This window comes from Acaryochloris marina S15, assembly GCF_018336915.1.
GTDB lineage: Bacteria > Cyanobacteriota > Cyanobacteriia > Thermosynechococcales > Thermosynechococcaceae > Acaryochloris > Acaryochloris marina_A.
This window is the reverse complement of the sequence record NZ_CP064926.1, coordinates 225,448-251,809: the sequence shown is the minus strand read 5'-3', so window position 1 is coordinate 251,809 and position 26,362 is coordinate 225,448. Positions and strand designations below refer to the sequence as shown.

Here is a 26,362-nt window from a genome sequence, read left to right as displayed (position 1 = left end):
TTTAAACAACGCCAATGCAATCGCATTTAAGAATTGCCCAGGTTATTATCCAACTCTTGCTAAAAAGATAATTAACAATGGGCCTTATGAAACGGTTGAAGAAGTCCTCAATATACGAGGATTGAATGTAAAGCAGAAAAAACTTCTTGAAGATAAGTTAGACTTTTTTGCTGTATCAAAACCTAACACTGATCTTGCCACACGGATGCCACCTCGTCCTATGATGCGATAGCTTCTTTTGACACAGAGTGGTTAAGAATAAGGCATTGAAAATGTAAAAAGTGATGTTCCTGAATGGTTCTAGTCAAATATCTTCAGTAATCTGAAAGCTATCTTTAAAACTTCTGCTGATAACCATCACAACTCAATCTTTCCCTATGAACTATGCATTATCTCCTCCAGATAAATGGCTCACGACCACCCCCCCACCAATCTTTGATTCATGGTGGAAAACTCTAAACGTTTTACATCATCTGAACAATGCGCTTGGGATAGATCTGGGAACTTCCAATACTTTAATTTATAGCCCCATAGAAGGTGTTGTATTAAATGAAGCCTCAGTCATTGCAATTAATCAATTCACTCAAACTCCAATTTCTGTAGGCAATACTGCTAGACAGATGCTAGGCCGTACTTGCACACCAGTAGTAGTTTGCCGTCCCGTTAGAAATGGGGTCATAGCAGACCTCAAACTGACCCAAACAATGTTGCAAGCCTTCATTCGTAAAGCCCAACGTGGAACGCGAATTTTCCGCCCTCGACTCGTCCTAGGCTGTTCTTGTGGTGCAACCAGTGTAGAGGGTGAAGCTTTGACTGAAGCAGCATTGGAAGCAGGCGCAAGAGACGTTGTTCTGATTGATGAACCTATTGCTGCAGCTTTAGGGATAGGACTTCCGATTTCGAAACCTAAAGGCAACCTCATCATTGATATCGGTGGTGGCACTACTGAGATGGCGGTAATATGCTCCTCTCAAGTTATCAATAGTCAAGCCATTTCTATTGCAGGAGATAGTTTTAATACAGCCATAATTGACTATTTAAGGCAAATCTACCAAGTCAAGATTGGTGAATTGACAGCTGAAAGTCTCAAAGTTAAATTTTGTTCTGCTTCAGACTCAGTCTGTAATGATACGCCAATGGAAATTTTAGGGACTAATGTGGGGTCGGGATTACCTCAACGACTTGAAATCAATAGTGATGAATTGCGGGATGCTATATCCACTCCGTTGCATAAGATATAGATCTTCAGAAAAGCATCCGTGGTTTTAGCGACACTACATCTTCATTAAATATAGTAACTAGCTCCTGATACTCTTAGCTCTGGCAAGGATTTCAAGATTATCAGAGGTCATCCAGTATGCTCGCACAATTCAAACTGCGCTTTACCCAATCAACACGCAAAAAGATTGAAGCTAAACTGCGCCAGGCATACGGGAGTCAGAATTTACGTCTGGTCAAACGTATTAGTGCTTTATTGCAGCTTGGTCAAGGTGGTTCAGTGGCACAGGTAGCTGAAACATTGGCACTAGGCGAACAAACGATCAGGGATTATCTGCATGCATTTCTAAAACGAGGTATCGCTAGCTTTAGATACAAAGCGTCTCAAGGACGTCGCAGCAAACTCACTCCACGGCAACGACAACAGCTCAAGTCATGGATTAAAGCAGGTCCGCTCAAAGCTGGATACGAGTGTGGTTGTTGGAGTGCATTAATGGTTCAAGACCTGATTGCGAAACGCTTCAATGTTTCCTATCATCCCCATTATGTGAGTACTCTACTGAGGAACTTAGGCTTTTCATTTCAAAGAGCACGGTTTGTTGCAGCTCATCTCAATGAAGCCAAGCGACAAGAATGGATGACACACAAATGGCCTGAGATTTTGCGTTTATCAGCAGCCAAAGATGCCCTAATTTTATTTGGGGATGAGGCCAGTTTTGCGCAGTGGGGGTCGTTAAGCTACACCTGGAGTCTTCGTGGAGACCAGCCAACATTGCCCACCAGTGGTAAACGGAAGGCTTACAAGGTGTTTGGATTAATTGATTATCATTCTGGTCAGTTCTTCTATCAAGGTCAGACGGGACGCTTCAATTCTGAAGGGTATACTGCTTTTCTAACTCAAGTACTCCAGCAGACTCACAAGCATATTATTCTCATTCAGGACGGGGCTAGATATCACACCAGTAAAGCAACTAAGCAGTTCTTTGACCAGCAATCCGCTCGCCTTACTCCTTTCCAATTACCCACATATTCTCCTGACTTCAACCCAATTGAATTCTTGTGGAAGAAACTCAAAAACGCAGCACACACCTACGGTTCTTCAAGCAATTTGATGACTTAGTTCAGCAGGTCGATGAGGGCTACTGTACTTTAGTCAGACTCCCAATGAAATTACTGTCTTAATGGGCAAATATTGCAAAACCTTGGGTACACAAGCTGCCTAGCTAATCACGGATCTTTATCTGTAGATCTATAGCTGTTTCTCTTCTCAACTTTCTAGAAAAGACCCATCCTGAGTTAGTCAGCGATATTGCTGAGCGAGGAATTATGGTAACGGGAGGCGGGGCTTTACTCTACGGCATTGATAAGTATTTCCAAGATTTGACTCATCTACCTGTTCATATCGCCCCCAATCCATTAAATAGCGTTGTTTTGGGGACAGGTAAGATCCTCGAAAATAAGCATCTATCCCACTTCAGCATCGCTTAGACAGATTGAATCAAGATATGGGTTATATCCCAATACAGTTGAACTATATGAAAACTGATTGCCAATTCAGGTCACCTGCAGTCTCATCAATCACAACATGCCTAGCTTTAAGGATTGTCCTCTAACCCAGTGGGTGATGGGATTTCTTCACAGAATCCTCAAACTCACTGTTTAGATTATGGACTAGTTCATTCTGTAACGATATCGCTGGTGACTATTAGGTCGTTTCACCTAACAGGAGGCTAATAGATGGATTTAAGTACGACGTATTTGGGAATGAGACTCCGTTCTCCTCTAGTGGTTGGGGCTTGTGCACCATTATCAGAAAAGATTGATCATCTGCGTCATATGGAAGATGCAGGCGCTGCCGCTATCGTGTTGCACTCCTTGTTTGAGGAACAATTACGTCAAGATCGGCTTGGGTTTCATCATCATTTCACCCAGGGGACCGAAAGTTTTGCAGAAGCTCTCTCCTATTGTCCAGAACCTGATGTCTTTCGTGTAGGGCCAGAGCAGTATCTTGACCACATCCATCAAGCCAAAGCCACCGTGGATATTCCAATCATCGCTAGTCTGAATGGGGCAACGATTGGGGGATGGACAAGCTACGCTAAAAAAATAGAGGAAGCTGGTGCTGATGCCCTGGAATTGAATATTTACGCTGTCCCCACTGAGATGGCTATTACAGGAGCAGAAATCGAGCAAAGCTACATTGATATCGTTCATACCGTTAATTCCACAGTCAATATTCCAGTAGCGATTAAGCTTAGTCCCTTCTTTAGCAATCTAGCGCATATGGCGAAACGGTTAACGGATGCAGGGGTAAATGGCCTTGTCCTCTTTAATCGCTTTTATCAGCCAGATATCGATATAGAGACCCTAGAAGTCAGGCCCAACCTACTACTAAGTACACCGCAGGATATAAGATTACCTCTGCGTTGGATCGCTATTCTTTATGGAACCCTGCCAGTAGACTTTGCCGCTACGAGCGGTATTCATACTGCAGCGGATGTCTTGAAAATGATGATGGTTGGAGCCAACGCCACGATGCTGGTGAGCGTCTTAATCCAGCACGGCATCGATCATCTCCGCACGCTTGACCAGGCCCTATGTCAGTGGCTAGAGGGGCATGAGTATGAGTCGATTCAGCAACTTCAAGGGAGTATGAGCCAGGTTAATTGTCCAGACCCCAGCGCATTTGAACGTGTTCAATATATTGAAGCTTTGCAAACGTATCATCCCCTAGGATTGATGCCGATGAATGTTTAAATCTCTCAAAGAGACACTCAAGCTAAACGATCTAAATTTTGATTGAGACGGTTACCGGACCCTTCAGAATTTATCTCTTTCTGATCAGTCTGTTCTTTTTGTGAACCCCTTGTTATATCCAGTTCTATGGACCCAGCTAAACGGATCGGTATCCTCACCAGCGGTGGTGACTGCCCTGGGCTTAACGCCATTATTCGGACAGTTATTAAATGTGCGACTCACAAAGGTTGGGAGGTGTTTGGCATTCCCTATGGCACCCAAGGCCTTATTAATCTTGAATTAGGACACTGTACTCCTGAAGACCTGAGATTAACAGAGCATGGATATGATGTTCCAGGATTGTTAGGGGGATTAGATATTTTACAATTCCTCAGTGGCAGTATCTTGGGAGCATTAAACAAAGGCAATCCGAGTGATCCTGCGATCGCACAGGAAATTTTGCAGGGTTTTCAGCGTTTGAATTTGGACTCTCTGATTGCCATTGGTGGAGATGGGAGTTTGGATATTATTGACGACCTTGCCCAAAAAGGGCAGTGGCGGTGGGTGGCCATTCCAAAAACCATCGATAATGATGTGCCCTTTACAGAAATTTCATTGGGGTTTGATACGGCTGTTAATACCGTTACGAGATCACTCTACGATCTCACCTTCACAGCAGCGAGCCATGATCGAATTATGGTCGTTCAGGTGATGGGGCGTGATGCCGGATATTTGGCGTTACATTCAGGTATCGCAGGGGGCGCAGATGTAATTTTAATACCGGAGTTAACCCCATGCTTGAGCCCATCCGTGATTGACCAAGTGTGTCGTCAAATTGCTTTGCTCCAACAAGGCGGTCGGCGTTTCGCTCTAGTTGTGATTGCTGAAGGGGTGCGCAGACCCAATGGGCAAAAAGTTGCAAGCATTTGCGAGTATTTAGCTCAACAGATTCAGGTGCAAAGTAAAACATTATGTTCGTCTGGTCATCCTCAGTTTTGTAATCTGCAAGAGGTAGATTGTCGTGCAATCGTTTTGGGGCATATCCAGCGGAGTGGGGTGCCCACAGCCTTTGATCGTCTCTTAGCAGCTCGCTTTGGCCGGGAAGCCGTTGACCTGATTTCTCAGCAATATTTCAACCGTCTTGTGGTTTGGGAAAATGGCGAAGTTGCAAGTAAGCCCTTAAGGAACGTTATCCCCAGAATTAAGGAATGTCATCGAGAGAAAAAGTGTCCAGATCCAGTTAATCCACAAGGGCGATTGGTCCAGACGGCTAAAGAATTAGGGATTTATATTGGAGCAAAATAGCGAGATATATCGAGACCTTTTTAAGACTGAGATGGGGATTGATCTGAGATCGGGAGCGTTGGAGGTAGGGCTGTAAGGAAGATTGGAATATGAAGTTTGTAGATGAGTATCGAGATCCTGGATTGGTCAAGTCTTGGGTGCGCGAGATTGATCATCTGGTAACTCGGCCTTGGACCATTATGGAAATTTGTGGTGGGCAAACTCATACGATTGTGAAGCATGGGATTGATCAACTGTTACCCAGGGCGATCACCTTGGTTCATGGACCGGGGTGTCCCGTCTGCGTGACACCAGTAGCGTTAATTAATGATGCAATTACACTGGCCAAAACCCCTGGAGTGATGCTCTGTTCCTTTGGGGATATGTTGCGAGTACCCGGAACAAAGGGTGATCTGTTATCAGCAAAGGCACAAGGCGGAGTGGTACGGATGGTGTATTCCTCCCTAGATGCCCTGAAGTTAGCTCAAGCCAATCCAGACCAGCAGATTGTGTTCTTTGCGGTGGGGTTTGAGACAACGGTACCAGCGACAGCGATGGCGGTATATCAAGCCCATCGACAAGGGATATCTAATTTTTCAGTACTCGTGGCCCATGTCTTGGTCCCACCAGCGATGAAAGCCATTTTGTCTGCACCAGACTGTTCTGTACAGGGATTTCTAGCAGCTGGGCATGTGTGTATGGTGATGGGGTATGCAACCTATGAGGAGATCGCAACCCAGTATCACACTCCAATTGTGGTGACGGGATTTGAACCCGTGGACATTCTGCAAGGTATTTACCACTGCCTCCAACAACTGGAGGTTGGAAAAGCAGTGGTGGAGAATCAATATCCTCGGGTGGTTCAATCCAAGGGAAATTCGGAGGCTCAGCAACTGATGGCAGAGGTTTTTGAACCGAGTGATCGTCAGTGGCGGGGGCTAACCACCATTCCCAATAGTGGTTTGAAGTTGCGCCCCCAGTATGCCTATCGGGATGCCCAGGCCCTTTTACCCCAAAATTCCAGTGTTTCAGTTTGCGTTGATACTAAATCTGAGATCAATTGCATCAGCGACCAGATTCTGCAAGGGTTTCTAAAGCCACCCGATTGCCCTGCTTTTGGTCACCAATGCACCCCAGAGCACCCGCTTGGTGCCCCTATGGTGTCTTCCGAAGGTGCTTGTGCAGCCTACTATCGATATCGTCAATTTAGGGGTGAAGTCAGTTAGCTTTGCTGCATCACTTAACTCATAAGATCTTCAGCATTGCTTCGTATTCTGAAGTTAGAGGGAATCTCAGCTGTTCAGAAGTATGATTTTGATTATCGTTGAGAACTTATATTACAAGTTGAAGGATGTTGGTTCTGCCTAAATCAGGGGGTGACCAATACCCTCAACGACAGGAGGTATTGATGATGATGCCGACAGAAAAGCCCTCCAATTCAAAACGGGCAAGCGCTAAATCCAAGAAATCGAAGCATCGACGACGCAAAGAAATATACTTACCAAGGGGGGGCAATATTGGTGTTCCTAAACAGCTATTGCGATCTCGTTCTCCAGCACCTAACCATGAAAAATTAAAGGACTGGGAAGCAGCATCTTAGCGAATGATTTACACTGACTTCAGATTTTTCAAGACTTCTTGGACACTAATTTAAGCTGAATTACGCGTAGTGGAACATCAATAACGCCAATAGTCGTTAAAGTGATGTCCTGGGTCATTCGCCTCTAGGCTGACCTTACATCGGAACTCATACGTAGCGAATCTGCGATATCCGTTTTTTCTGCTGATACTCCTCTAAGGTGAATGAGTCCACTTGAATCGTATGGCTACGTGAGATTTCTGCTTGTTGGAGAGAGGTGGCTTCTTGAAGATTAATTATTCCTTTTTCAAGGGCTTCATCAACCAGCTTCGATGGTTTGGATGGAGGAAGCCGCCCTCCTGCTATGGCGTTCTTGATGGTTTTAAGGATAGGGGCTGTCTGCACCGATAAGCGTAAAGCTTCTTCGAGGTGCCCTACCGCTTCCTCAGTGTGATTGGGAAGATAAATATTACGAGTGAGTCGATCCCTTTCTGGTCCAGGTATCAGTAAAATCTGAGTAGCCTGGTGCCCCAATTCATCAGATGGCACGGTTCCAAGAGGACTCAGTCGCCACATCCCTAAAATAGGTTGGCGCAGGCCAGCACTTAGGATCGGAAGATTAGAGACGACTCCTTCAACTGCCTGTTGAATTTGAGCAAAGGCATACTGCATCGACCAATGCACTAAGGGTAAATCTTTCACCTGTTGTCCTTCAGCTTCAAAGCGTCGGAGTGTTGCTGACCCCAGATACATCCAGGCAAGCATGTCTGCAAAGCGCCCAGTTAGATTTTCTCGACGCTTTAAAGCCCCCCCCAATGACAGCATGGCTAAATCACTGAGGTTAGCAAAGGTCGCTGCGGCCCAGGCTAACTTGTGGTAGTAAATAGCCGTTTCGCCTTGTACGGGAGAACGAGTGAGCCGCCCCCGCGTCAGGCATAACAGGCCAGCCCGTACACCGTTACGGACGATAAGGCCAAGATGAGACCAGAAAGCCTGATCAAAGGCAGCTACATCCGACTGCTCTATGGCTAAAATCTCATCGTAAATATAAGGATGACTGCGAATCGTACCCTGGCCAAATATCATTAATGATCGCGTCAGAATATTGGCCCCTTCCACGGTAATGGCAATCGGTATGGCCGTGTAGATATTGGCTAGTAGGTTCCGAGGCCCGCGACAAATCCCGGCTCCCCCCAGAATATCCATACCATCTAGGACGACGCGACGGGCCAGTTCGGTGGTTTGGGATTTTGCAATTGCGGATATCACCGCAGGCTGTTCGCCTTGATCGACTGCGCCACAGGTATAGAGGCGGACCGCATCAATCATATAAGTGAATCCCCCAATCCGGGCTAGGGGTTCTTCAACCCCTTCAAAACGGCTAATGGATAAACCAAACTGTTTGCGGACTACAGCATGGGCACCCGCTACGCGAGCCACCAGTTTAGTCACCCCCGTACAGGTGGCCGGGAAGCTAATCCCACGCCCCGCTGCCAGAGTTTGCATGATCATTTTCCAACCCTGACCTGCTTGTTCAATGCCACCCATGATCTGTCCAATCGGAACCATGACGTCGTGGCCTTCTAACGGTGAGTTATAGAAGGGAACGCCCATGGGATCGTGGCGACGGTTATGAATGACGCCGGGTGTTTCGGTCGGTATCAGAGCACAGGTAATGCCAGGGTGTTCCCCTTTACCCAGAAGATTGTCAGGGTCGTGAAGTTGGAAGGCCAGGCCCAGGAGGGTTGCGATGGCACCCAGGGTAATATAGCGTTTGTTCCAATTGAGTTTGAGGTAGAGCTGACCATCATCTCCCTTAAACACCACACCACTAGACGTAATGCTGGCCGCATCTGATCCGGCTTTGGGTTCCGTGAGGGCAAAGCAGGGGATATCTTCACCACTCGCTAAGCGAGGTAAATATTGATTTTTCTGTTCCTTGGTGCCATAGCGAAGTAGAAGCTTAGCAGGCCCCAAGGAGTTAGTGACGCCAACCGTTGCCACATGGGTAAAGGAGCGGGAGGCCAGTTTGGCCATTACGGCGCTATAGGCCAGATTTGAGAAGCCTAGCCCTCCGTATTCTTCGGGAATCATCATGCCAAAGAACCGCTCTTGTTTGAGATAAGTCCAGACATCGGGCGGGAGATCCTGGCGTTGATAGATTTCCCAGTCACTGGCCATCCGGCAGACTTGTTCAACGGGGCCATCCAAAAAAGCTTGAATCTCCGGGTTAAGTTGGGGATAGGGTTCGCTGAGGATGCGTTCAAAATTGGGTTTTCCAGTGAAAAATTCACCATCGACCCAGACATTTCCCGCTTCGATCGCAGCCTGCTCTGTTGAAGAAATTTTTGGAAACAGCTGCAGTGATTGAAGGAGTTTGACGACAGCAGAAGTGAGCAACAAGCGGCGTAAAAGGGGCCAGTTGATCACCACTGCCAGACCGATCAGGGGGCTCCAAATCCAAATAGACGGTTGGAGTGTGCCAATGCCTACTGCAACGTAAAGAGTCCAAATCCATAGGGGAACACCAAGGTATCCCAGGAGAATGAAGACAAACAGCAGAACCAGAGTTGTTATGGGGGAGATGAGGAGTGTCATGGGCTGTTCTCCTATGTGAGGTACAAAAAAGGGAGAGACGTTAAAGCATCAAGTTTTCAAAGACACCTGCAGCACCCATGCCACCCCCGACACACATGGTCACCAGTCCATAGCGAATGCCCCGACGCTTCATCTCGTGCAGTAGGGTGGCAGTCAATTTTGCTCCTGTGCAGCCCAATGGGTGACCAAGGGCGATCGCACCACCATTCACATTGACAATGCCTTCATCCAAACCCAGCTTTCGCATAACTGCTAAAGCCTGGGCCGCAAAGGCTTCATTCAACTCAATCAAACCGATATCGCTGAGAGATAATCCCACCTGCTTCAGCACCTTGGGCACTGCTTCCACTGGACCCATACCCATCAGTTCCGGTGGTACCCCCACCACGGAGTAGCCCAGCATTCGGCCTAGTGGTGCAAGGGCAAGCTCTCTGAGCTTACGCTCACTCATCACAACCGTTGCTGCTGCCCCATCCGACATTTGGGAAGACGTGCCTGCCGTAACGGTACCCTCGACCTTAAAGACAGGTTTGAGCTGAGCTAAGGCTTCAAGGCTGGTGTCAGCACGAGGGCCTTCATCTACGTCGAACCTGGTTTGAGTGGTTTGAGATTGTCCCTCTACTAAAGTGGTTTCCTTGACCATAAAGGGAATAACCTCGTCTTTAAACCGTCCCTTCTCAAGGGCAGCCAGGGCTTTGAGATGCGATTGCAACGCAAAAACATCCTGATCATGCCTAGAAATTTGGAATTCTTCTGCCACATTTTCTGCTGTTAGTCCCATCGAAAGATAAGCTTCAGGAACTTCAGACAGTAAGACTGGATTAGGCGTTAGGTAATGTCCCCCCATCGGAATCAGACTCATAGATTCGGCCCCCCCAGCCACGATCACCTCTGCCTGACCTGTCATGATTGCTTGGGTTGCCATGGCAATGGTTTGTAAACCCGATGAACAAAAACGGTTCACTGTACAACCAGCAGTGGAGTGAGGAAGACCCGCCCGCAGGGCAATCACGCGCCCCAAGTTGAACCCCTGCTCGGCTTCAGGGAAGGAACAACCGAATATCAGATCCTCGACTTGATCGAACTCAAGTTTGGGAACATTATCGAGTGCGCCCTTAACAGCAGCGGCACCCAAATCATCGGGTCGACTATTCCGCAAAGTACCTCGGGGGGATTTTCCAACAGCAGTGCGAACGCTACTGACGATATATGCGTTATTCATGTCATTGACCTCGTCTTTTGTGAGGGTTAAGGTGGAGCCTACTAATTTCGTAGAGGCTTTTTAGTTCTCAACGTATGCATAATCCGTTCCTGAGTTTTTTGCTTTGTAAACAGGGGTAAAAACATGTCGCGTTCTAGTCCCAGTAGGTAATCATCGGAGACTAACGTTGGTGCTGACAGATCCCCCCCTGTGATGACAAAGGCCAATCGGTTTGCAAGAAAGCGATCATATTCAGAGATATAGCCTCCCTGTTCCATCAGATAGGCCGCTGCTTCAAACATGGCACGGGCCGGTTGGCCCAACACCTTGATCGCATTGCGTTTGGGTGGCGGAACATAGCCCTCACCAGCTAGGCGAAGCACTTCTTCCTTGGCTACGAAGAGACGACGATTGCTATTCATGACAATCTGGGCAGTAGGCGGTAAATATCCCCACTCTTGAGCTTCATAGGCGCTGCCAGCTACCTTCGCCATCCCTATATGCTCAAAAGCCTGTTTTAAAAACGGCTGAATATCGCTGGGGGAATCACTGGCAGCATGCTCAGCAGCCCAGTTAGCCATGGTCATAATGCCGCCTGCACCAGGAATGAGCCCCACACTCAGTTCCACCAAACCAATGTAGGTTTCAGCCGCTGCCACCACGTGGGGAGAGGCCATCACCAATTCGCAGCCACCCCCTAAGATTCGCCCCCGAATAGCTGCCACAATTGGCTTGGGGAAGTAGTGAATTCGCAGCATCAGAGCCTGAAACTGATCGAGGAGATGGGCAATTGCACCATGCTCACAATCTGTGAAGACATTGACCTTGTCTTGGTGTGAGAACTTGATCATGTCTGCCAGGTTAGCCCCGGCAGAAAAATGCTCCCCATCATTTCCAATGACTAGACCGCGATAGTCCCCAACTTCGACGATGTCCAATGCTTCTGAGAAACCATCCACCACAACCTGTCCAAGGGTATTCCCCTTCGAACGAAACTCAAATAGGGCAACGCGATCCCCATATCAATCAGCGCGGCTTCAGCACTTGACCACAGCGTGTGCCTCGGATCAGTCTTAATCTGAGCAACAGTCAGTTCATCCCGTGGTGTTTCTGTTGGATGGTAGCCATGTAGGGTTGGTAGACAAACGCTGCTCTATGTTCGCTAGCCCTTTGATAGAAGCGGTCAATGCCTGCAAGCTGCATGGACTCAATCCAGCTGGGCACCGTCATCCCAGACTCTTGCATATCTTTCAGGACTCTAGCAAAGCCAAGTTCCTGCCAAATTTCAAAAGGGCCGAGCTGCCAGCCAAATCCCCAACGCATGGCTTGATCAATGTTGAGGGGGCTATCGGCAATTTCAGGAATCCGATGGGCACTGTAACTTAAGATTCTCAGTATCGTTTGCCGAAACAATGTTCCCGCTCGACCGTCATCTTGATAGAGTTTTCGCAAACGTTCAGGAAGAGATTTAATTTTAGCAATGGCTTTCCAGTTCCCTAGATGCATGGACTGAGCCTTTTCGTATGCTAGTGTCTGCGGGTTGACGGAGAGAATATTTTTACCCACTTTTGATAAAAGCCCCGACCCATTTTGGCCCCTAGTTGTCCTGCCTCTACTAAGCGTCTCAGAATCCTTGGCACCTGAAAAACATCACGACTTTCATCGTCAGGGATGGCAGGATATAGATTTTCAGCCACATACAGTAACGTATCGAGACCCACAATATCTGCCGTGCGGAAAGTTGCAGATTTGGGACGCCCCGTCAACGTCCCCGTGAGAGTATCAATCTCTTCAATGGTGTATCCCTGTTCTGTAAAGGCTTGGATACCGAGCATACTGATAAAAACGCCAATTCGATTGCCGATAAAGTTGGGGGTGTCCTTCGCGACTACCACCCCTTTACCTAGATAGAGATGTCCAAACCACTTTAGTTGATCCACAATTTGTGGATCCGTTTCAGCAGTAGGAATCAGTTCCAACAGCTTCAGGTAGCGCGGGGATTGAAGAAGTGTGTTCCCAGAAATCGCTGCCGGAAAGCATCAGAGCAATCTGCAGTGATCGCTTGAATAGACAACCCACTCGTATTCGTTGACACCACTGCATCATCGCGAATGTGACCCTCTAAACGAGCCATCAGCTGTTGCTTAACCTCTAGCTTCTCGACTACAGCCTCAATCACCCAATCCACATGGGTTAAGCGATGCCAGTCATCGTCAAAATTACCCAGAATAATGCGGCGGGCTGTTTTTTCAGTAAAGAAAATCGGAGGCTTTTGCTGGAGCCCTCTCTGGAAAGCAGCTTCAACAATCGCGTTTTTATGGACTCCAGGTGCAGGCAGATCTAAGAGATAAACCACCAAGCCTGCATTAGCGAGGTGGGCCGCAATTTGAGTGCCCATCACACCTGCACCGAGAATAGCAGCGGTCCGAAATGGTTTCAACATAACAACAAACCTCAATAAATTCAGCAGGAATGAAGCCCTAAGAAGCTTCCAACGTCAGCGATGCAGATGCTGGTAGGATAGGGGAAGTAACTGACTGGATCCTAGAAGGCACAACCGTGCTATACAGATCCTCAATCTCTTCAGCGAAGGCTGTGCAGGTTGATTCCCGATCGAGTCGTCGGGAGGGTGTCAGTAATCCATGGGTAACGGTGAGTGTTTCAAGTATTAGGCGAATGCGTTTTATCCTTGACCACGCCGGGAGTTTCTGATTAGCCGCATCGATCAGTAACTGATATTCAGCAACAATCTGCGGATGGTCTACGATCTCGTTAAGGGGAAGATGTAACCCCAGCTTCTTGGCCAATCTTTGCAGTCTCCGTCGATTGGGAAAAATGAGCAGACCACAGTAAGGGCGCTGATTACCCACAGCCAAAGCCCAATCCACTAACGGGGATTGAACAAGATGATGCTCAATGCGCTCAGGGGCTACATACTTACCGGTTGATAGTTTAAAGAGACTTTTTTCTGGCCGGTAATGGTCAAGAATCCATCATCAGTTATCTCTCCATAGTCGCCAGTATGGAACCAGCCCTTCGCGTCAATGGCTTCTTGGGTTGCAACTGGATTATTGTAATAGCCTTTCATCACGTAGGGGCTTTGGCCAAGATTTCGTCATCGGGTGCGATCTCAATTTCAACACCAGGGATAGGCACCCCTACTGTTCCAGCTCGATTCAGTTCCCCTCGATTCACGCACAGCACAGCACTCGTTTGAGTGAGACCATACCCTTGAAGGACTGGAATTCCGGCAGCAGAGAAGACCGTGGCTAACTCTGGTTTGAGGGCAGCACCGCCACAAAGGAGGAACCTGAGACGCCCCCAAATCCTTGACGCCATTGGCGATACACGAACTGATCGGCTAGTTTTAGCTGCAAGGTATAGAGCCCGTGAGACTGACGTCCCAGCTGGTATCGCTGAGCTAGATCGATCGCCCACTTGAGGATTATCTGTTTGAAACGGGGCAATGGTTGGCCTCGCTCCTGAATCTTTTGATAGACCTTTTCTAAAAGACGCGGCACTGTGGATAAAATGGTAGGCTGGATTTCCCGTAAATGTTTAACGATCCGCTGGGGCGTCGTGAAATAAATCGTATGACCATAACTCAGATGCCCGTACAGCATTACTCGAGCAAAAACGTGGGTGAGCGGCAGAAAAGAAAGGACCGTTTCCTGGGGACCGGTTCGAAGACCCGGCATAATGCTAAACGCTGCCAGCGCATTCCCTGCCAGATTTTCATGGGTAAGCATGACCCCTTTTGGAAGTTCACACAGGTAGGGGGCACCGTGCTGTAGTCGCTGTCTAAGGGCCGTCACTGCCTGAAAGATAGGCAATACCTGGCTTCTAAATGCCTGACAACGTCCCGTCGCACCAGCAACATAGACAATCGTGGCCACATCTTCAGGTGAAATCTCGGCCCTTAAATTCTTCCGGGATTGATCTGACCATTGCTCTATCCCCCACGCCCGCACGGTAGACAAAGAAATTAGCTGGATACTCTCTGGAATATCGACGCGAAGTTTTGTTAAAGCATCCTCAGTAGTCGAAGAGTTAAGGCCATTAGCAATAAAAACAAATTTCAGAGTAGATACTTCATGTAGGCAAGGGGCAACTTGCTTCAACACCTGCAGATCAGACAACATCAGGGCTGTTGCACCACTGTGCTGCAAAATAAACACCATGTTTTCGGGTGTTTCACCCATATAAACAGGGACGTTGATCAGGCGTGCCAGCAAGCTGCCCATATCGGCTAGGCAGAAGTTGACATCACTGTGCATCAGTAAGGCAATGCGATCGCCCGTCTCTAGCCCAAGTTCTTTTAGGCCCAAAGCGATTTCCTCTGTGGTTGTACAGAACGCCCGTGATGAGACGGGTTCCCAGCCTTCTCTCGTCCAATGATTAAATGCCTGGGCGTTCGGATGGCTCTTGCAGGCTTCATCGAGCAGTGATGGTAGGGTTCGCCCTAAGACCTCATGCTCGGGCTGCGGGGGTGGGCAGTAAATCTCGTTGGGTGTAAACATGATCCGCTTGAGCCACTACTTGCGACTCTCTTCCACAAACGGTGCTAGGTCTCCTCAACCATTCCGCGCTTTCATTGATGTGAGATGGCTTCTGGCAAAGCTACGCGATCTAATTTCTTATTTCTACAACAATAAGGAGCATTAGCGATGCCGAAGCACTGCTTGAATAATTTTGAATAGCATCAATACAGCGTGGTCATTGAATTGGAACCTTAAAAGATGCTCAGTAGCGTTGAATGACAATTTTTAAGGTACAATCGCAGTATAGCATATATCTATACATATGGCCCAGAATCAGCTTTGCATAAGAGTTCCAGAGTATGAACTAAAAATATTGGACCGCTATGCGAAAAAAACACATCGGACCAAGACCGATATCATTCGTGAATTCATTCGCTCTTTGGAAGAGACCACAAAAGGCTGACTATACTAAGCTGTCGTTCCTTGGTCTTCTGAAAGGTTGTGAGCTGCTGACGAAGCCATTGGCTTATATCAGCGAGTACTGTTTGGGCATCCAGATCAGCGTGTAAGTCGTGAAAGGCTCCTGGATATTCTAGATGTTGTTTAGTCTTGCTACCGACCTTTTGAAAAAAGGCTATGCTCTCGGTGAGAGAAGCGGTCTGATCGTTGCTGCCATGGAGCATCAACAGCGGTAGACGGATATTTGTTGCCTGGGCTTGTAATTCGGCTTGAGTGCGGAGAAACTCAGTGGCTAACCGAGCTGTTCCTTGAGTGTGCTGCAGGGGATCCTGAGAATAGTCTAGAAGGATGGCTGGATCGCTAGAATTACTGGCTAGATCGATGCCCGTATTGAGAGAAAATCGAGGCCATAGCTGTGATAGAAGACTAGCGATTGCTAACTTCCAGGGTAAAACACCAACAGCTCCCATGGGTAGACCGGATACAATGATGCCCAACAGCTGATGGGAATAATGTAGGACGTAATCCAGAACAATTACACCGCCTAGACTATGTCCCCAGGCAAAGAGAGGAACGTTAGGCTGTTGGTACTCAACTAACTGCAGAAACATGTGAAAATCGGCTCTAAACTCTGACCAGTGGTTGATATAGCCTCGCTCTCCAGAAGAGCGACCATGCCCCCGTAGATCTAAGACATAGACCGCATAATCCTGAGGAACAAAGGTATTGACCGCATTTATAAAAGTACTGCCATGGCTACCGAGGCCGTGGATGATTGCCACCGCAGCTTGAGGAGGATGTTCGTGAAACCAAGCTCGATATAGATCTTCAGAAAAGCATCCGTGGTTTTAGCGACACTACATCTTCATTAAATATAGTAACTAGCTCCTGATACTCTTAGCTCTGGCAAGGATTTCAAGATTATCAGAGGTCATCCAGTATGCTCGCACAATTCAAACTGCGCTTTACCCAATCAACACGCAAAAGATTGAAGCTAAACTGCGCCAGGCATACGGGAGTCAGAATTTACGTCTGGTCAAACGTATTAGTGCTTTATTGCAGCTTGGTCAAGGTGGTTCAGTGGCACAGGTAGCTGAAACATTGGCACTAGGCGAACAAACGATCAGGGATTATCTGCATGCATTTCTAAAACGAGGTATCGCTAGCTTTAGATACAAAGCGTCTCAAGGACGTCGCAGCAAACTCACTCCACGGCAACGACAACAGCTCAAGTCATGGATTAAAGCAGGTCCGCTCAAAGCTGGATACGAGTGTGGTTGTTGGAGTGCATTAATGGTTCAAGACCTGATTGCGAAACGCTTCAATGTTTCCTATCATCCCCATTATGTGAGTACTCTACTGAGGAACTTAGGCTTTTCATTTCAAAGAGCACGGTTTGTTGCAGCTCATCTCAATGAAGCCAAGCGACAAGAATGGATGACACACAAATGGCCTGAGATTTTGCGTTTATCAGCAGCCAAAGATGCCCTAATTTTATTTGGGGATGAGGCCAGTTTTGCGCAGTGGGGGTCGTTAAGCTACACCTGGAGTCTTCGTGGAGACCAGCCAACATTGCCCACCAGTGGTAAACGGAAGGCTTACAAGGTGTTTGGATTAATTGATTATCATTCTGGTCAGTTCTTCTATCAAGGTCAGACGGGACGCTTCAATTCTGAAGGGTATACTGCTTTTCTAACTCAAGTACTCCAGCAGACTCACAAGCATATTATTCTCATTCAGGACGGGGCTAGATATCACACCAGTAAAGCAACTAAGCAGTTCTTTGACCAGCAATCCGCTCGCCTTACTCCTTTCCAATTACCCACATATTCTCCTGACTTCAACCCAATTGAATTCTTGTGGAAGAAACTCAAAAAACGCAGCACACACCTACGGTTCTTCAAGCAATTTGATGACTTAGTTCAGCAGGTCGATGAGGGGCTACTGTACTTTAGTCAGACTCCCAATGAAATTACTGTCTTAATGGGCAAATATTGCAAAACCTTGGGTACACAAGCTGCCTAGCTAATCACGGATCTTTATCTGTAGATCTATAGTAGAGCCTGTGCTGCTTTGCTCCGAACAAATAACCTGATTTAGTATTCATGTGAAAATTCCTGCCTTTATGCGTCAATAACACCATCCACTTAAGGCTGCAGGAAAAGGCCAAGTTTGCGCTTAGCAAGAGACCTGTAAGATAGTGCCATTTTAGCGAATAGCTTATGGAGCACCTTAGAACAAGGTATGAACTATGTCGAAAAAGGTGTCATACCAATTTGCGTTTTAAATCGTAATTCTCATATGAGGAAAATTGGTCATAGAAGTCAGCCTATCGGGTAAATCCATGAGTTCTTTGAGTCCCTTGCACAAGGTATCGGATACCTCATCTAAAGAATCAAAAACCTGATTGTAGAAGTGCTTTTCTTTCACCTCCTCCCAGATATGCTCTACAGCATTGAGTTGTGGACTTCGAGGAGGCTGAACAATCAAGCGTATATTGTCTGGAATGACGAGCTTCTTTCCGGTGTGGTAAGACGCTCCATCGACCTGCATCACCACAAAATAGTCTGAAAATTCATCCGCCACTTGTGCTAGGAATAAGTTCATCATCTGAGTATTGGAAAAGGGTAAGACTAAAGCACTCATCTTTCCTAACGCAGGAGCAACAGCAACATAGCCATAGAGATATTCACGGACAAGCTGCTGCCCACTTTCGGGTCGAATTCCAGGAGCACACCAAGCTCTTCTTACTTGCCCTAGACGACCAAAGCGCCCTTCGTCTGCTGCCATGATCACAATGGGACGTTGGTCTTCAGCTGAGCGATCTGCTACAGCGGTTTGGACCAGCCCCCGAAAGTTTTTTAAAAGCCTCTCGTGCCGCTTTGTTTCCATTGGGATGGGACGGACGAGGCATGAGTTTGCGCCATCCGTGTCGGTCTAGCAAACGATAGATAGTACTGGGTGCCACTGACGTCTCCACTTTAGTCTCAAAGGCCGTTTGGATCTCTTGAACCGTTGTTAAATGACCTTGTTGAGCACGTTCAATAAACGATTCTAAAAATTCAATCTCTTCTTCGATACTCAGATAAGCACCGGGATTCTTCTTCCGTTTAGCCCTAGGAGCAATTGCTGCTGCTCCTAGGCGATTGTAAGCGGAAATCACCTGATGGACCGTTCGAAGACTAGTAGCAGTATGCGTGGCTATTTCGATAGCTGGGCGAGGATCTACCAGGGCGTTATAAATAATCATCCATTTTTGCTGACAGCGGGCAGTCGGAGCCGTAGCAATTTTGTCTTTCACCTCATCCACTGTTAGATGCGGTTTAACTGTACTAACTCGACTCATATACTTATGGAATGAACATAGGATTAGATCCTATCTAAATTACATCCCAAAACACAAATTGGTATCAGGAACATCAGAGTCGGACATAGCCAAGTACTTCTCATGACTGGTTCGCAATACCTCACGGTTTTTTTCTCGGGGCTAGAGCATGGGTCACAAGACAGTGATCTGTAAATTAATCCAGCAATTAGCACTGTGATCGCATCTTCATATTCAAGGTGCGATCACAGCCTCACGAAACAGTAATTAAGAATCTAGCTAATTGCTACTTTAACGGACTTTTTCATATCCTCCTCAGACTTCGCTAAGGTGAGACTCAAGACCCCATTGTTGAATTCTGCTTGAACGTTATCGGTCTTAATGGGGCTGGGCATGGGGATAACGCGTTCAAATTTTCCATAGTGGAATTCAGATCGAACGGTCCCTTCTGACTCTGCTTCAATTTCAGTCTTGCGTTCTCCTCGGATGAAAACGGCATCTTTGGTGACTTCAATGTCAAGATCCTTAGCATCAAGACCAGGAAGTTCAAATTTGAGATGGATTTCTTGATCGGTTTCGTCCATTTCCGCAGATGGCATAAAGGTAAGACTCTTTTCTCCATCCCCTTTAGAAATTGGCATTAACCGTCCAAACATCCGATCCATCTCTCGTTGCCAGCTTTCCAGTTCTTGAAAAGGTTCCCAACCTAATGGATACATGCGTTCAAAACTACGGAACGGATCACGAAGGACAATAGACATCATTACGCCTCCTCGCTGTCACAACTGGTTTGGGATGCTCCCCACAGAAGTTTTATAAAGCACCGTTATGTTTGAAATGGTTGGGGAGTCATCTCCTTCTACTTTGACTTTAAGAAATAAACTTGATGAATTTGTGAGGAGATCCCCTGCCCCAAAAGTATTGAGCGATCTACATCTAGCCTTGGAGGAATCAGCAATGCGAGCAATGCAACTAGATCAATGGCACTGAGATAAGCTTAATCAAGCAGCCAGATTGGCTTTGAGGACAGAGCGCGGTTGTCGCATTCTGGGGAAGGGCTTAGGTCTTCGTTTAACGACCCTGGGTTCGAGCCGATGGGGTCGAACCGGCAGAAGGTCAGTAGCAATATTTTCAAGCAGATGAGCATACAACCGTTGACGTATCGCTTGTGTCGCCGTTGCTAACAAAACCAGCATCTGATTAAAGTGTTGTCGAGCCCCTTGTAAAGAGAGTCGAGAGCGGTCATATTCTGCCCATGGGGCAGCCTGTTCCATGAGACTTCTCAATAAGTTGTAGCCTAGCAAATGAGACCAAATATCCTTGCGCACCATTTCAGGTGTCTTTGCCGTGAGCATTTCCATCTTTAAGGTGGTTTTGAGGTGTCTCAAATTGACTTCAGCCGCCTGCCATCGCCATCCGTACAAGCGAGTCAATTGTTTAGCACTATAGCGCTGAGCATCCAGTAAAGTCGTGACGACGATAATGAACTGGTCTCGAAAGCCTCGACGCGATAGACGTAGCGATACCTCCCTGACTGTCAATGTTTTGGGAATCTCTGCAAACTCCGTTGCACTCATGTGGGCGGGACACCGTGTGGGCTTTTGCCATTGAACTTGGTGGTCTCCTATCCCGTTCTTACGTCCTTTACGGAAGTCTGTATGACGGGCATGATGTTTACGTAAAACCCCATCGGCTCCTTGTTGTTGAATCAGGGCTAGATCAACATAGCTGCCATAGGCTTGATCTGCTATGGCCACATCATCAACCTCCAGATCCTCATAAAGCAGCTGACTGATGACGATTTCACTCATGCTCCAGGGGGCAATGCAGGCTGAGACCACTGCCCCTGTGATTAAGCAAAAAAACACCACTAAACGGGCAATGGGGAATCCACAGCTAGGAGCCTGATTGCCATGTTGAGGATACTCCCCTTGGTTCGCCGCACTATCAGCCATCAGCACTGTCGTGCCGTCATAGACTTTCACTGTTCGATCACACCAGTGGTGTTCTTGGGGAATGCTTTGCTCTAGGTGGTTAGCGGTTTCGGGAATTAACCGTTGCAGCAGGGACTCAGGTAATCTTCCTCGGGCTTTACTGTAGGCTCCTGTATCTGATGATGGGGGTTGGATTCCTGCGGCAGTGAGCCAGGTGGTGATGCATTTGACCGTGTTGCGCAAGCTTTTGTCTGCAGATAATGCTTGGTAGAGCATGGCCCACAACGTAACGATGGGCGTATACACACGGTTGCGATAAGAGATTGATTCCTCTGCTAGGATGTCGGTCAGCATTGAAGCAGGAAGAATATCCGTCCAGGGCAATCCCAGGCTTTGGGAAAACTGGTGCTTGAGAATTTCGGCTGACTCAGACATAGTAGAAGGCAGATTATTGATGGATTGCAAGTCTTGATTCTATATCTATCAAGACTTACAGCCCTTTTCTACTTTCTTAAGTCAGTGACATTGATGCAACTAGATGCCCCTGGTCAACTTCTCCAGTGTATAGAACGCCCCATTCCCAACCCCAATTCTCACCAACTTCTATTGCAGGTTCATGTTTGTGAGGTTTGTCGAACCGATTTACATATTGTTGATGGCGAGCTGCCAGACCCAAAACTACCACTTATTTTGGGACATCAAATTGTGGGCACAGTGATTGAACTGGGTATTCATTGAGAAAGTTGTGAGCGTCCTTGCTACTTCACAAGTTTCTCAAGCTTGGAAACTAAGTTCAAACTAATGTGCCAAAGAGTTTTTACGTGCCGAACCGGGGAGATTACGGAAATAAGTCTTGTCGTGACGATGGTTTTAGCCCATGTCTCAGCCTTCACAAATCTCTAACAACAAAGGCAATTCCAGGATAACTCTCGCCAGTCCGAGTCTTTTTCAGGTGAGGGGTGTGACCAAAACCTATGTGATGGGAGAGGTGACGGTTGAGGCTCTCAGATCGGTGGATTTGGAGCTTTTTACCGGTGAATTTATCGTTTTACTCGGTCCTTCTGGCAGCGGAAAATCCACTCTGCTCAATATTCTCGGGGGATTAGATGTTCCTTCCAGTGGACAGGTGATATTTCAGGGGCAAGATCTAACCGCCGCTAGTGATCGCACTCTCACTCGCTTTCGTCGCCAGAGTGTGGGTTTTGTTTTTCAGTTCTATAACCTGATTCCTAGTCTTACTGCTCGGGAGAATGTCGCTCTCGTTACCGAGATAGCTCCCCAGCCCATGCATCCCCGCGAAGCGCTAGAACGGGTTCATCTCGGTGATCGGATCAATCACTTTCCGGCTCAACTATCCGGTGGAGAACAGCAGCGGGTTGCGATCGCACGAGCGATTGCCAAACGCCCCCAAGTGCTTCTCTGCGATGAACCCACGGGAGCCTTAGATTACCAAACCGGTAAGCTTGTCCTGGAAGCCCTCGCCCAAGTCAATCGAGAGTTAGGGACAACGACAGCTGTCATTACCCACAATGCTGGGATTGCCGCCATGGCCGATCGGGTGATTACCATGCGGAGTGGCGAGATAGTGGCTGTTCGAGAGAATGAACACAAATTGAAACCGGGAGAGTTGGAGTGGTAGCCCTTGACCAAAAACTCCTTCGAGATCTCCGTCATCTCCGTGGACAGGTAATTGCGATCGCCTTGATCGTCGCCTGTGGGATTGCTTGTTTGGTGACCATGCTGAGTGCCTACGATTCCCTGCAGCTTTCACAGCAGACCTACTATGATCGCTATCAATTTGCGGATGTGTTTGCACAGCTGAAGCGGGCACCGGATTCCCTGATAGAGCGGATTGCTGAACTACCAGGTGTGCAACAAGTGCAGACACGGGTGGTCGTGGATGTGAATTTAGATGTGCCCTCCCTGCCGGAACCAGCAACCGGTCGGTTGATTGCCATTCCTGAGCAGCGGACCCCGATGTTAAACGATCTGTTCATTCGTCAAGGCCAATATATTGAGCCTGGACGACGAGATCAGGTTTTAGTCAGTGAGGTGTTTGCGCAAGCAAATCATTTGGAGCTGGGGGATACCCTGGGCGCCGTGATCAACGAACGGTGGCAGCAATTACGGATTGTCGGAATTGCCCTGTCGCCAGAATATGTTTATGAAATTAGGGGAGTGGAGCTGTTCCCAGACAATCAGCGCTTTGGGGTGATCTGGATGGGGCGTGAAGCGTTGGCAACAGCCTTTGATCTGGATGGAGCGTTTAATGATGTCGCCCTGTCTTTGATGCCAGACGCTAATCCAGCCAGTGTCATTTTTCGGCTTGATCAGGTATTGAAACCCTATGGAGGACTGGGGGCATACGAACGGGCTGATCAGATATCCCATCAGTTTATCAACAGCGAAATCGAGAGCTTGGCCGCCACAGCGGTGATGGTGCCCTTCGTCTTTCTGGGGATTGCAGCGTTTTTGCTGAATCTTGTGCTCGCTCGACTAGTGAGTACCCAGCGAGATCAAATTGCCGTTTTGAAAGCCTTTGGTTACGACAATCTTGCTGTGGGTTGGCATTACTTAAAGCTCGTCTTGGTGATTACGCTGCTTGGAGCTGGGTTAGGGACCATTGTTGGCATGGGTTTGGGGGCCGTTATTACTGAGAACTATGCCCGCTTCTATCACTTTCCGGTGCTGCGGTATCACGCCAGCCTTCAGATCATGATTACTGCCATTGTCGTGAGTGGAGGGGCGGCTGTACTGGGGACTTTCACGGCAGTGAAACAGGCAGTCTCTTTACCACCTGCAGAGGCCATGCGGCCCGAGCCTCCAGCCTCTTTTCGACGGACGATTCTAGAGCGGTTAGGCATGCAACAGTTTATCCCGCCTGTGGGGCAGATTATTCTGCGGAATCTAGAACGACGATCGCTACAAGCGAGTCTTTCCATTCTGGGAATTGCTGCTGCAGTGGCCATCCTCGTCATTGGTCGCTATTTCGAGGATGCCACCACCTACATGGTCGAAGCCCAGTTTCGGCAGGTGCAGCGAGAAGATGTCACCCTCGTATTTAATGAACCGCTGTCCGGTCGGGCCCGTTATGAATTAACCCATTTACCGGGAGTCATGCAAGCTGAGCCCTTCCGAGCCGTGCCTGCTCGCTTACGATTTCAGCATCAAACCCACCTGAGTGGGTTGACAGGATTGGAGCCTCAAGGGGAATTACGTCGTCTATTAGACCAAGACTTCTACCCTGTCCCTCTCCCTGACCAGGGTGTGGTCTTAACCACAAAGTTGGCTGAGATCCTAGGCGTCACGCTCGGTGACCCGCTGACGGTGGAAGTATTAGAGGGAGAACGTCCCACCCGGACAGTGCCAGTAGTGGGGTTCGTCGATGAATTGATTGGTTTGGGGGCTTATATGGATATTTATGCCCTCAATCAGTTAATGCGAGAAGGGCCAACACTATCAGGGGCTTACCTAACCGTGGATGCCCACCACTCGGAGCAGCTCTATACCCAACTTAAACAAACCCCTGCTGTGGCTAGCGTAGCCTTGCGGGAACGGGTGATTACTGAGTTTGAAAAGACCATTGGTGGCAGTTTTGCAATATTTACGACTGTGTTAGTTATTTTTTCAAGTGTGATTGCCTTTGGGGTGGTCTATAACGTTGCCCGGATTGCACTGTCGGAGCGCGACCGCGAACTTGCAACCTTACGTATCATTGGGTTTACCCAAGGAGAAATTGCCGTCATCTTGCTCGGTGAGCAAGCCATTGTCACCGTTGTGGCGATTCCCTTCGGCTTTGCCTTGGGATTTGGCTTAGCGGCTCTGATTACTCGGGCCTATGACTGGGAATTATTTCGGTTCCCCTTAATTGTCACGCCCGCTAGCTACGCCTTTGCCTTTGTCATTATTTTTCTAGCAGCTCTGGGTTCTGGCGGATTGATTCGTCGTCAGCTCAATCATCTGGACTTAATTGCTGTGCTCAAAACCCGCGAATAAGGAGGAAGATCCGATGCAACACAAACAACATCGCCCCTTAATCCCGTGGTTGCGCAAGCCGCAACAAAAGCCCACGGTGCCCTCCCCCCCTTACCCGTCAGATGATGGGCATTCTCCCCCTTCAACCAAACTTAAATCCCAAACCCCAAATCCCAAAACGCGCCTGCCTTCCTGGAAGCATCTCCCCCGTCGCCTTCCCTATTGGCTGTTGGGATTGGGCGTTGCGACCCTCGTGGCCCTTGCCTTTCGACCCACGCCAATTGCAGTGGATTTAGGCCAAGTTCAACGCGGTCAGCTCCAAGTCACCGTTGATGCTGAGGGCAAAACGAGGGTGCAAAATCGCTTTACGATTGCAGCACCTGTGGCGGGACGTCTGGCTCGCATTGGCCTGGATCCAGGCGATCCAGTTCAGCCCGGAGCCATCGTGGCTCGGATAGATCCCCTTCCGCTGACGACCAAGGTCGAAGAAACCCAAGCGCACTTGCGAGAACTGCGGGCGCAACTGGCAGGGGTAGAGACCCAACGCCCTAAATCCGCAGCCTTAGCTCAAGCCCAAGCTCAGGTTCGAGCTGCGATCGCTACCCAACAACAAGCAGAGGCTCGGCTAGCGGATGCCAAAGCGACCTTAGCTCAAGCCATTCGAGATCGCAAACGTGCCCAGGACTTGGAAGTAGCTGGGGCCCAAACTCGAAAGGTCCGTGAGGATGCTGAGTTAGCGGCAACCCAACGGCAGCAAGAATTGGAAGTGGCTAACAAACAAGTCCAAGGTGCGATCTCAACTGTTGCTGCCGCTCAAAAAGCGTTTTCTGTCTTAAAGGCCGAACAGCAAGATCCCGATTATTTATTAGATGTCTATCGAGCCCAAATTTCCAGTACAGAATCCACCTTGGTTAACCTTGCGGATGAAGCACGTCGAACCGTTGTTCGAGCCCCCGTTGGAGGCAATGTCTTTCGCGTGATGCAAGAAAGTGCGCGCTTTATTTCAGCCGGTGAACCTCTCCTAGAGTTGGGAGATGCCAAACAATTGGAACTGGTAATTGATGTCCTCTCCACGGATGCCGTTAAAGTCAAACCCGGTGCTACTATTCAAATTGACCATTGGGGTGGCCCCCACCCCCTCCAAGCCCGAGTGCGCTATGTTGAGCCCTCAGCCTTTACAGAAGTGTCTGCTTTGGGAGTAGAGGAACAACGCGTCAACGTTATTGCTGATTTTATTTCCCCTCCTCTATCCCTGGGGGATGGCTATCGGGTCGAAGCTCGTATTGTTGTCTGGGAGGATAAGGATACTCTCAAGGTGCCCCTAAGTGCATTATTTAGATGTGAGAATCAGAAATGGTGTACCTTTGTGGCGGAACAGGGAAAGGCCCAGCGACGTCAAGTGGTGATCAGCCAACGTAGTCAGCTTGAAGCTGCAGTGAAGAAAGGACTAAAAGTTGGGGAACAAGTCATCCTTCATCCCACGGAGCAGATCGAGGCGAACCAACGCATTCATAGTAGAAGCTAGCGTTTCCCTCACGACTTCTTCAAGGGAATTTTATACCTTTGAAATAG

General features: G+C 48.2%; 22 protein-coding genes and 4 pseudogenes. 14 read left to right on the top strand and 12 right to left on the bottom strand.

The annotated features are described in order from the left end of the window. The 8 genes and pseudogenes from I1H34_RS30930 to I1H34_RS30895 form a co-directional block, all read left to right on the top strand. Nucleotides 1-232 (top strand): annotated as a pseudogene (locus I1H34_RS30930) (photosystem II complex extrinsic protein PsbU); the annotation flags it as partial. A gap of 145 nt (nucleotides 233-377) precedes the next feature. Beyond that, nucleotides 378-1,241: a rod shape-determining protein gene (mreB, locus tag I1H34_RS30925; RefSeq protein WP_249370333.1), complete on the top strand. Its 864-nt coding sequence runs from the start codon at nucleotides 378-380 to the stop codon at nucleotides 1,239-1,241. Between the two features lie 116 nt (nucleotides 1,242-1,357). Continuing rightward, nucleotides 1,358-2,338 carry an IS630 family transposase gene (locus I1H34_RS30920; RefSeq protein ID WP_212667110.1) on the top strand — a complete coding sequence of 327 codons (981 nt, stop codon included), beginning with the start codon at nucleotides 1,358-1,360 and terminating at the stop codon, nucleotides 2,336-2,338. A gap of 113 nt (nucleotides 2,339-2,451) precedes the next feature. After that, nucleotides 2,452-2,706 carry a rod shape-determining protein gene (locus I1H34_RS30915; RefSeq protein WP_396124669.1) on the top strand — a complete coding sequence of 85 codons (255 nt, stop codon included), beginning with the start codon at nucleotides 2,452-2,454 and terminating at the stop codon, nucleotides 2,704-2,706. 249 nt (nucleotides 2,707-2,955) lie between these two features. After that, entirely contained in the window at nucleotides 2,956-3,975 is a 1,020-nt protein-coding gene (locus I1H34_RS30910; protein WP_212667109.1) for a dihydroorotate dehydrogenase-like protein, read from the top strand. A gap of 126 nt (nucleotides 3,976-4,101) precedes the next feature. Next, on the top strand, nucleotides 4,102-5,259 hold the full coding sequence (locus I1H34_RS30905) for an ATP-dependent 6-phosphofructokinase (protein ID WP_212667108.1): 1,158 nt from the start codon (nucleotides 4,102-4,104) through the stop codon (nucleotides 5,257-5,259). An 89-nt stretch (nucleotides 5,260-5,348) separates the two neighbouring features. Continuing rightward, a complete protein-coding gene (hypD, locus tag I1H34_RS30900; RefSeq protein ID WP_212667107.1) occupies nucleotides 5,349-6,464 on the top strand; it encodes a hydrogenase formation protein HypD in 1,116 nt (371 codons plus the stop codon). A 125-nt stretch (nucleotides 6,465-6,589) separates the two neighbouring features. Next, entirely contained in the window at nucleotides 6,590-6,838 is a 249-nt protein-coding gene (locus tag I1H34_RS30895) for a hypothetical protein (protein WP_212667106.1), read from the top strand. A gap of 147 nt (nucleotides 6,839-6,985) precedes the next feature. On the opposite strand, the gene I1H34_RS30890 is transcribed toward I1H34_RS30895, so the two are convergent. From I1H34_RS30890 to I1H34_RS30875, 7 genes and pseudogenes are all read right to left on the bottom strand, one after another. Continuing rightward, nucleotides 6,986-9,415: an acyl-CoA dehydrogenase gene (locus I1H34_RS30890; RefSeq protein ID WP_212667105.1), complete on the bottom strand. Its 2,430-nt coding sequence runs from the start codon at nucleotides 9,413-9,415 to the stop codon at nucleotides 6,986-6,988. A 40-nt stretch (nucleotides 9,416-9,455) separates the two neighbouring features. After that, a complete protein-coding gene (locus I1H34_RS30885) occupies nucleotides 9,456-10,637 on the bottom strand; it encodes a thiolase family protein (RefSeq protein ID WP_212667104.1) in 1,182 nt (393 codons plus the stop codon). 41 nt (nucleotides 10,638-10,678) lie between these two features. Beyond that, nucleotides 10,679-13,059: pseudogene (locus I1H34_RS30880) on the bottom strand (3-hydroxyacyl-CoA dehydrogenase/enoyl-CoA hydratase family protein). A 37-nt stretch (nucleotides 13,060-13,096) separates the two neighbouring features. Then, a complete protein-coding gene (locus I1H34_RS32615; protein WP_463675107.1) occupies nucleotides 13,097-13,534 on the bottom strand; it encodes a hypothetical protein in 438 nt (145 codons plus the stop codon). 11 nt (nucleotides 13,535-13,545) lie between these two features. Further along, nucleotides 13,546-13,704, bottom strand: a complete 159-nt coding sequence (locus I1H34_RS32890; RefSeq protein ID WP_283250083.1) for an AMP-binding protein — start codon at nucleotides 13,702-13,704, stop codon at nucleotides 13,546-13,548. After that, nucleotides 13,704-13,955, bottom strand: coding sequence for an AMP-binding protein (locus tag I1H34_RS32885; RefSeq protein ID WP_283250082.1), 252 nt, complete (start codon nucleotides 13,953-13,955; stop codon nucleotides 13,704-13,706). The genes I1H34_RS32890 and I1H34_RS32885 overlap by 1 nt, the downstream gene beginning before the upstream one ends. Further along, on the bottom strand, nucleotides 13,886-15,136 hold the full coding sequence (locus I1H34_RS30875; protein WP_283250081.1) for an AMP-binding protein: 1,251 nt from the start codon (nucleotides 15,134-15,136) through the stop codon (nucleotides 13,886-13,888). The genes I1H34_RS32885 and I1H34_RS30875 overlap by 70 nt, the downstream gene beginning before the upstream one ends. 283 nt (nucleotides 15,137-15,419) lie before the next feature. On the opposite strand from I1H34_RS30875, the gene I1H34_RS30870 reads away from it, so the two are divergent. Then, the gene (locus I1H34_RS30870; protein ID WP_212667103.1) at nucleotides 15,420-15,560 is read left to right on the top strand and encodes a ribbon-helix-helix protein, CopG family; all 141 of its coding nucleotides are present in this window, start codon (nucleotides 15,420-15,422) and stop codon (nucleotides 15,558-15,560) included. On the opposite strand, the gene I1H34_RS30865 is transcribed toward I1H34_RS30870, so the two are convergent. After that, the gene (locus I1H34_RS30865; protein WP_212667102.1) at nucleotides 15,526-16,338 is read right to left on the bottom strand and encodes an alpha/beta hydrolase; all 813 of its coding nucleotides are present in this window, start codon (nucleotides 16,336-16,338) and stop codon (nucleotides 15,526-15,528) included. The genes I1H34_RS30870 and I1H34_RS30865 overlap by 35 nt on opposite strands. Before the next feature lie 169 nt (nucleotides 16,339-16,507). Between I1H34_RS30865 and I1H34_RS30860 the strand changes: the two genes are divergently transcribed. Then, nucleotides 16,508-17,581, top strand: coding sequence for an IS630 family transposase (locus I1H34_RS30860; protein WP_396124668.1), 1,074 nt, complete (start codon nucleotides 16,508-16,510; stop codon nucleotides 17,579-17,581). 258 nt (nucleotides 17,582-17,839) lie between these two features. Here I1H34_RS30860 and I1H34_RS30855 read toward each other — a convergent pair whose 3' ends face one another. The 4 genes and pseudogenes from I1H34_RS30855 to I1H34_RS30840 form a co-directional block, all read right to left on the bottom strand. Continuing rightward, nucleotides 17,840-18,448 carry an IS630 family transposase gene (locus I1H34_RS30855; RefSeq protein ID WP_212667101.1) on the bottom strand — a complete coding sequence of 203 codons (609 nt, stop codon included), beginning with the start codon at nucleotides 18,446-18,448 and terminating at the stop codon, nucleotides 17,840-17,842. Further along, nucleotides 18,369-18,902 carry a helix-turn-helix domain-containing protein gene (locus I1H34_RS30850; protein ID WP_249370331.1) on the bottom strand — a complete coding sequence of 178 codons (534 nt, stop codon included), beginning with the start codon at nucleotides 18,900-18,902 and terminating at the stop codon, nucleotides 18,369-18,371. The genes I1H34_RS30855 and I1H34_RS30850 overlap by 80 nt, the downstream gene beginning before the upstream one ends. Nucleotides 18,903-19,156: 254 nt before the next feature. Further along, a complete protein-coding gene (locus I1H34_RS30845) occupies nucleotides 19,157-19,642 on the bottom strand; it encodes an Hsp20/alpha crystallin family protein (protein ID WP_212667135.1) in 486 nt (161 codons plus the stop codon). A gap of 240 nt (nucleotides 19,643-19,882) precedes the next feature. After that, nucleotides 19,883-21,302: pseudogene (locus I1H34_RS30840) on the bottom strand (IS4 family transposase). A gap of 32 nt (nucleotides 21,303-21,334) precedes the next feature. Between I1H34_RS30840 and I1H34_RS30835 the strand changes: the two are divergent. The 4 genes and pseudogenes from I1H34_RS30835 to I1H34_RS30820 all read left to right on the top strand — a co-directional run. Beyond that, nucleotides 21,335-21,544: pseudogene (locus tag I1H34_RS30835) on the top strand (alcohol dehydrogenase catalytic domain-containing protein); the annotation flags it as partial. Between the two features lie 148 nt (nucleotides 21,545-21,692). Next, nucleotides 21,693-22,454: an ABC transporter ATP-binding protein gene (locus I1H34_RS30830; RefSeq protein ID WP_212667099.1), complete on the top strand. Its 762-nt coding sequence runs from the start codon at nucleotides 21,693-21,695 to the stop codon at nucleotides 22,452-22,454. After that, on the top strand, nucleotides 22,448-24,811 hold the full coding sequence (locus I1H34_RS30825; RefSeq protein ID WP_212667098.1) for an ABC transporter permease: 2,364 nt from the start codon (nucleotides 22,448-22,450) through the stop codon (nucleotides 24,809-24,811). The genes I1H34_RS30830 and I1H34_RS30825 overlap by 7 nt, the downstream gene beginning before the upstream one ends. Nucleotides 24,812-24,824: 13 nt before the next feature. Then, a complete protein-coding gene (locus tag I1H34_RS30820) occupies nucleotides 24,825-26,315 on the top strand; it encodes an efflux RND transporter periplasmic adaptor subunit (RefSeq protein ID WP_249370330.1) in 1,491 nt (496 codons plus the stop codon). Nucleotides 26,316-26,362 lie beyond the last annotated feature (47 nt).

Coding starts and splice junctions, on each gene's coding strand:
- mreB (WP_249370333.1), top strand. CDS start 378: ATGAACTATGCATTATCTCCTCCAGATAAATGGCTCACGACCACCCCC.
- I1H34_RS30920 (WP_212667110.1), top strand. CDS start 1,358: ATGCTCGCACAATTCAAACTGCGCTTTACCCAATCAACACGCAAAAAG.
- I1H34_RS30910 (WP_212667109.1), top strand. CDS start 2,956: ATGGATTTAAGTACGACGTATTTGGGAATGAGACTCCGTTCTCCTCTA.
- I1H34_RS30905 (WP_212667108.1), top strand. CDS start 4,102: ATGGACCCAGCTAAACGGATCGGTATCCTCACCAGCGGTGGTGACTGC.
- hypD (WP_212667107.1), top strand. CDS start 5,349: ATGAAGTTTGTAGATGAGTATCGAGATCCTGGATTGGTCAAGTCTTGG.
- I1H34_RS30895 (WP_212667106.1), top strand. CDS start 6,590: ATGTTGGTTCTGCCTAAATCAGGGGGTGACCAATACCCTCAACGACAG.
- I1H34_RS30890 (WP_212667105.1), bottom strand. CDS start 9,415: ATGACACTCCTCATCTCCCCCATAACAACTCTGGTTCTGCTGTTTGTC.
- I1H34_RS30885 (WP_212667104.1), bottom strand. CDS start 10,637: ATGAATAACGCATATATCGTCAGTAGCGTTCGCACTGCTGTTGGAAAA.
- I1H34_RS32890 (WP_283250083.1), bottom strand. CDS start 13,704: ATGAAAGGCTATTACAATAATCCAGTTGCAACCCAAGAAGCCATTGAC.
- I1H34_RS32885 (WP_283250082.1), bottom strand. CDS start 13,955: ATGGCGTCAAGGATTTGGGGGCGTCTCAGGTTCCTCCTTTGTGGCGGT.
- I1H34_RS30875 (WP_283250081.1), bottom strand. CDS start 15,136: ATGTTTACACCCAACGAGATTTACTGCCCACCCCCGCAGCCCGAGCAT.
- I1H34_RS30870 (WP_212667103.1), top strand. CDS start 15,420: ATGGCCCAGAATCAGCTTTGCATAAGAGTTCCAGAGTATGAACTAAAA.
- I1H34_RS30855 (WP_212667101.1), bottom strand. CDS start 18,448: ATGGAAACAAAGCGGCACGAGAGGCTTTTAAAAAACTTTCGGGGGCTG.
- I1H34_RS30850 (WP_249370331.1), bottom strand. CDS start 18,902: ATGAGTCGAGTTAGTACAGTTAAACCGCATCTAACAGTGGATGAGGTG.
- I1H34_RS30845 (WP_212667135.1), bottom strand. CDS start 19,642: ATGTCTATTGTCCTTCGTGATCCGTTCCGTAGTTTTGAACGCATGTAT.
- I1H34_RS30830 (WP_212667099.1), top strand. CDS start 21,693: ATGTCTCAGCCTTCACAAATCTCTAACAACAAAGGCAATTCCAGGATA.
- I1H34_RS30820 (WP_249370330.1), top strand. CDS start 24,825: ATGCAACACAAACAACATCGCCCCTTAATCCCGTGGTTGCGCAAGCCG.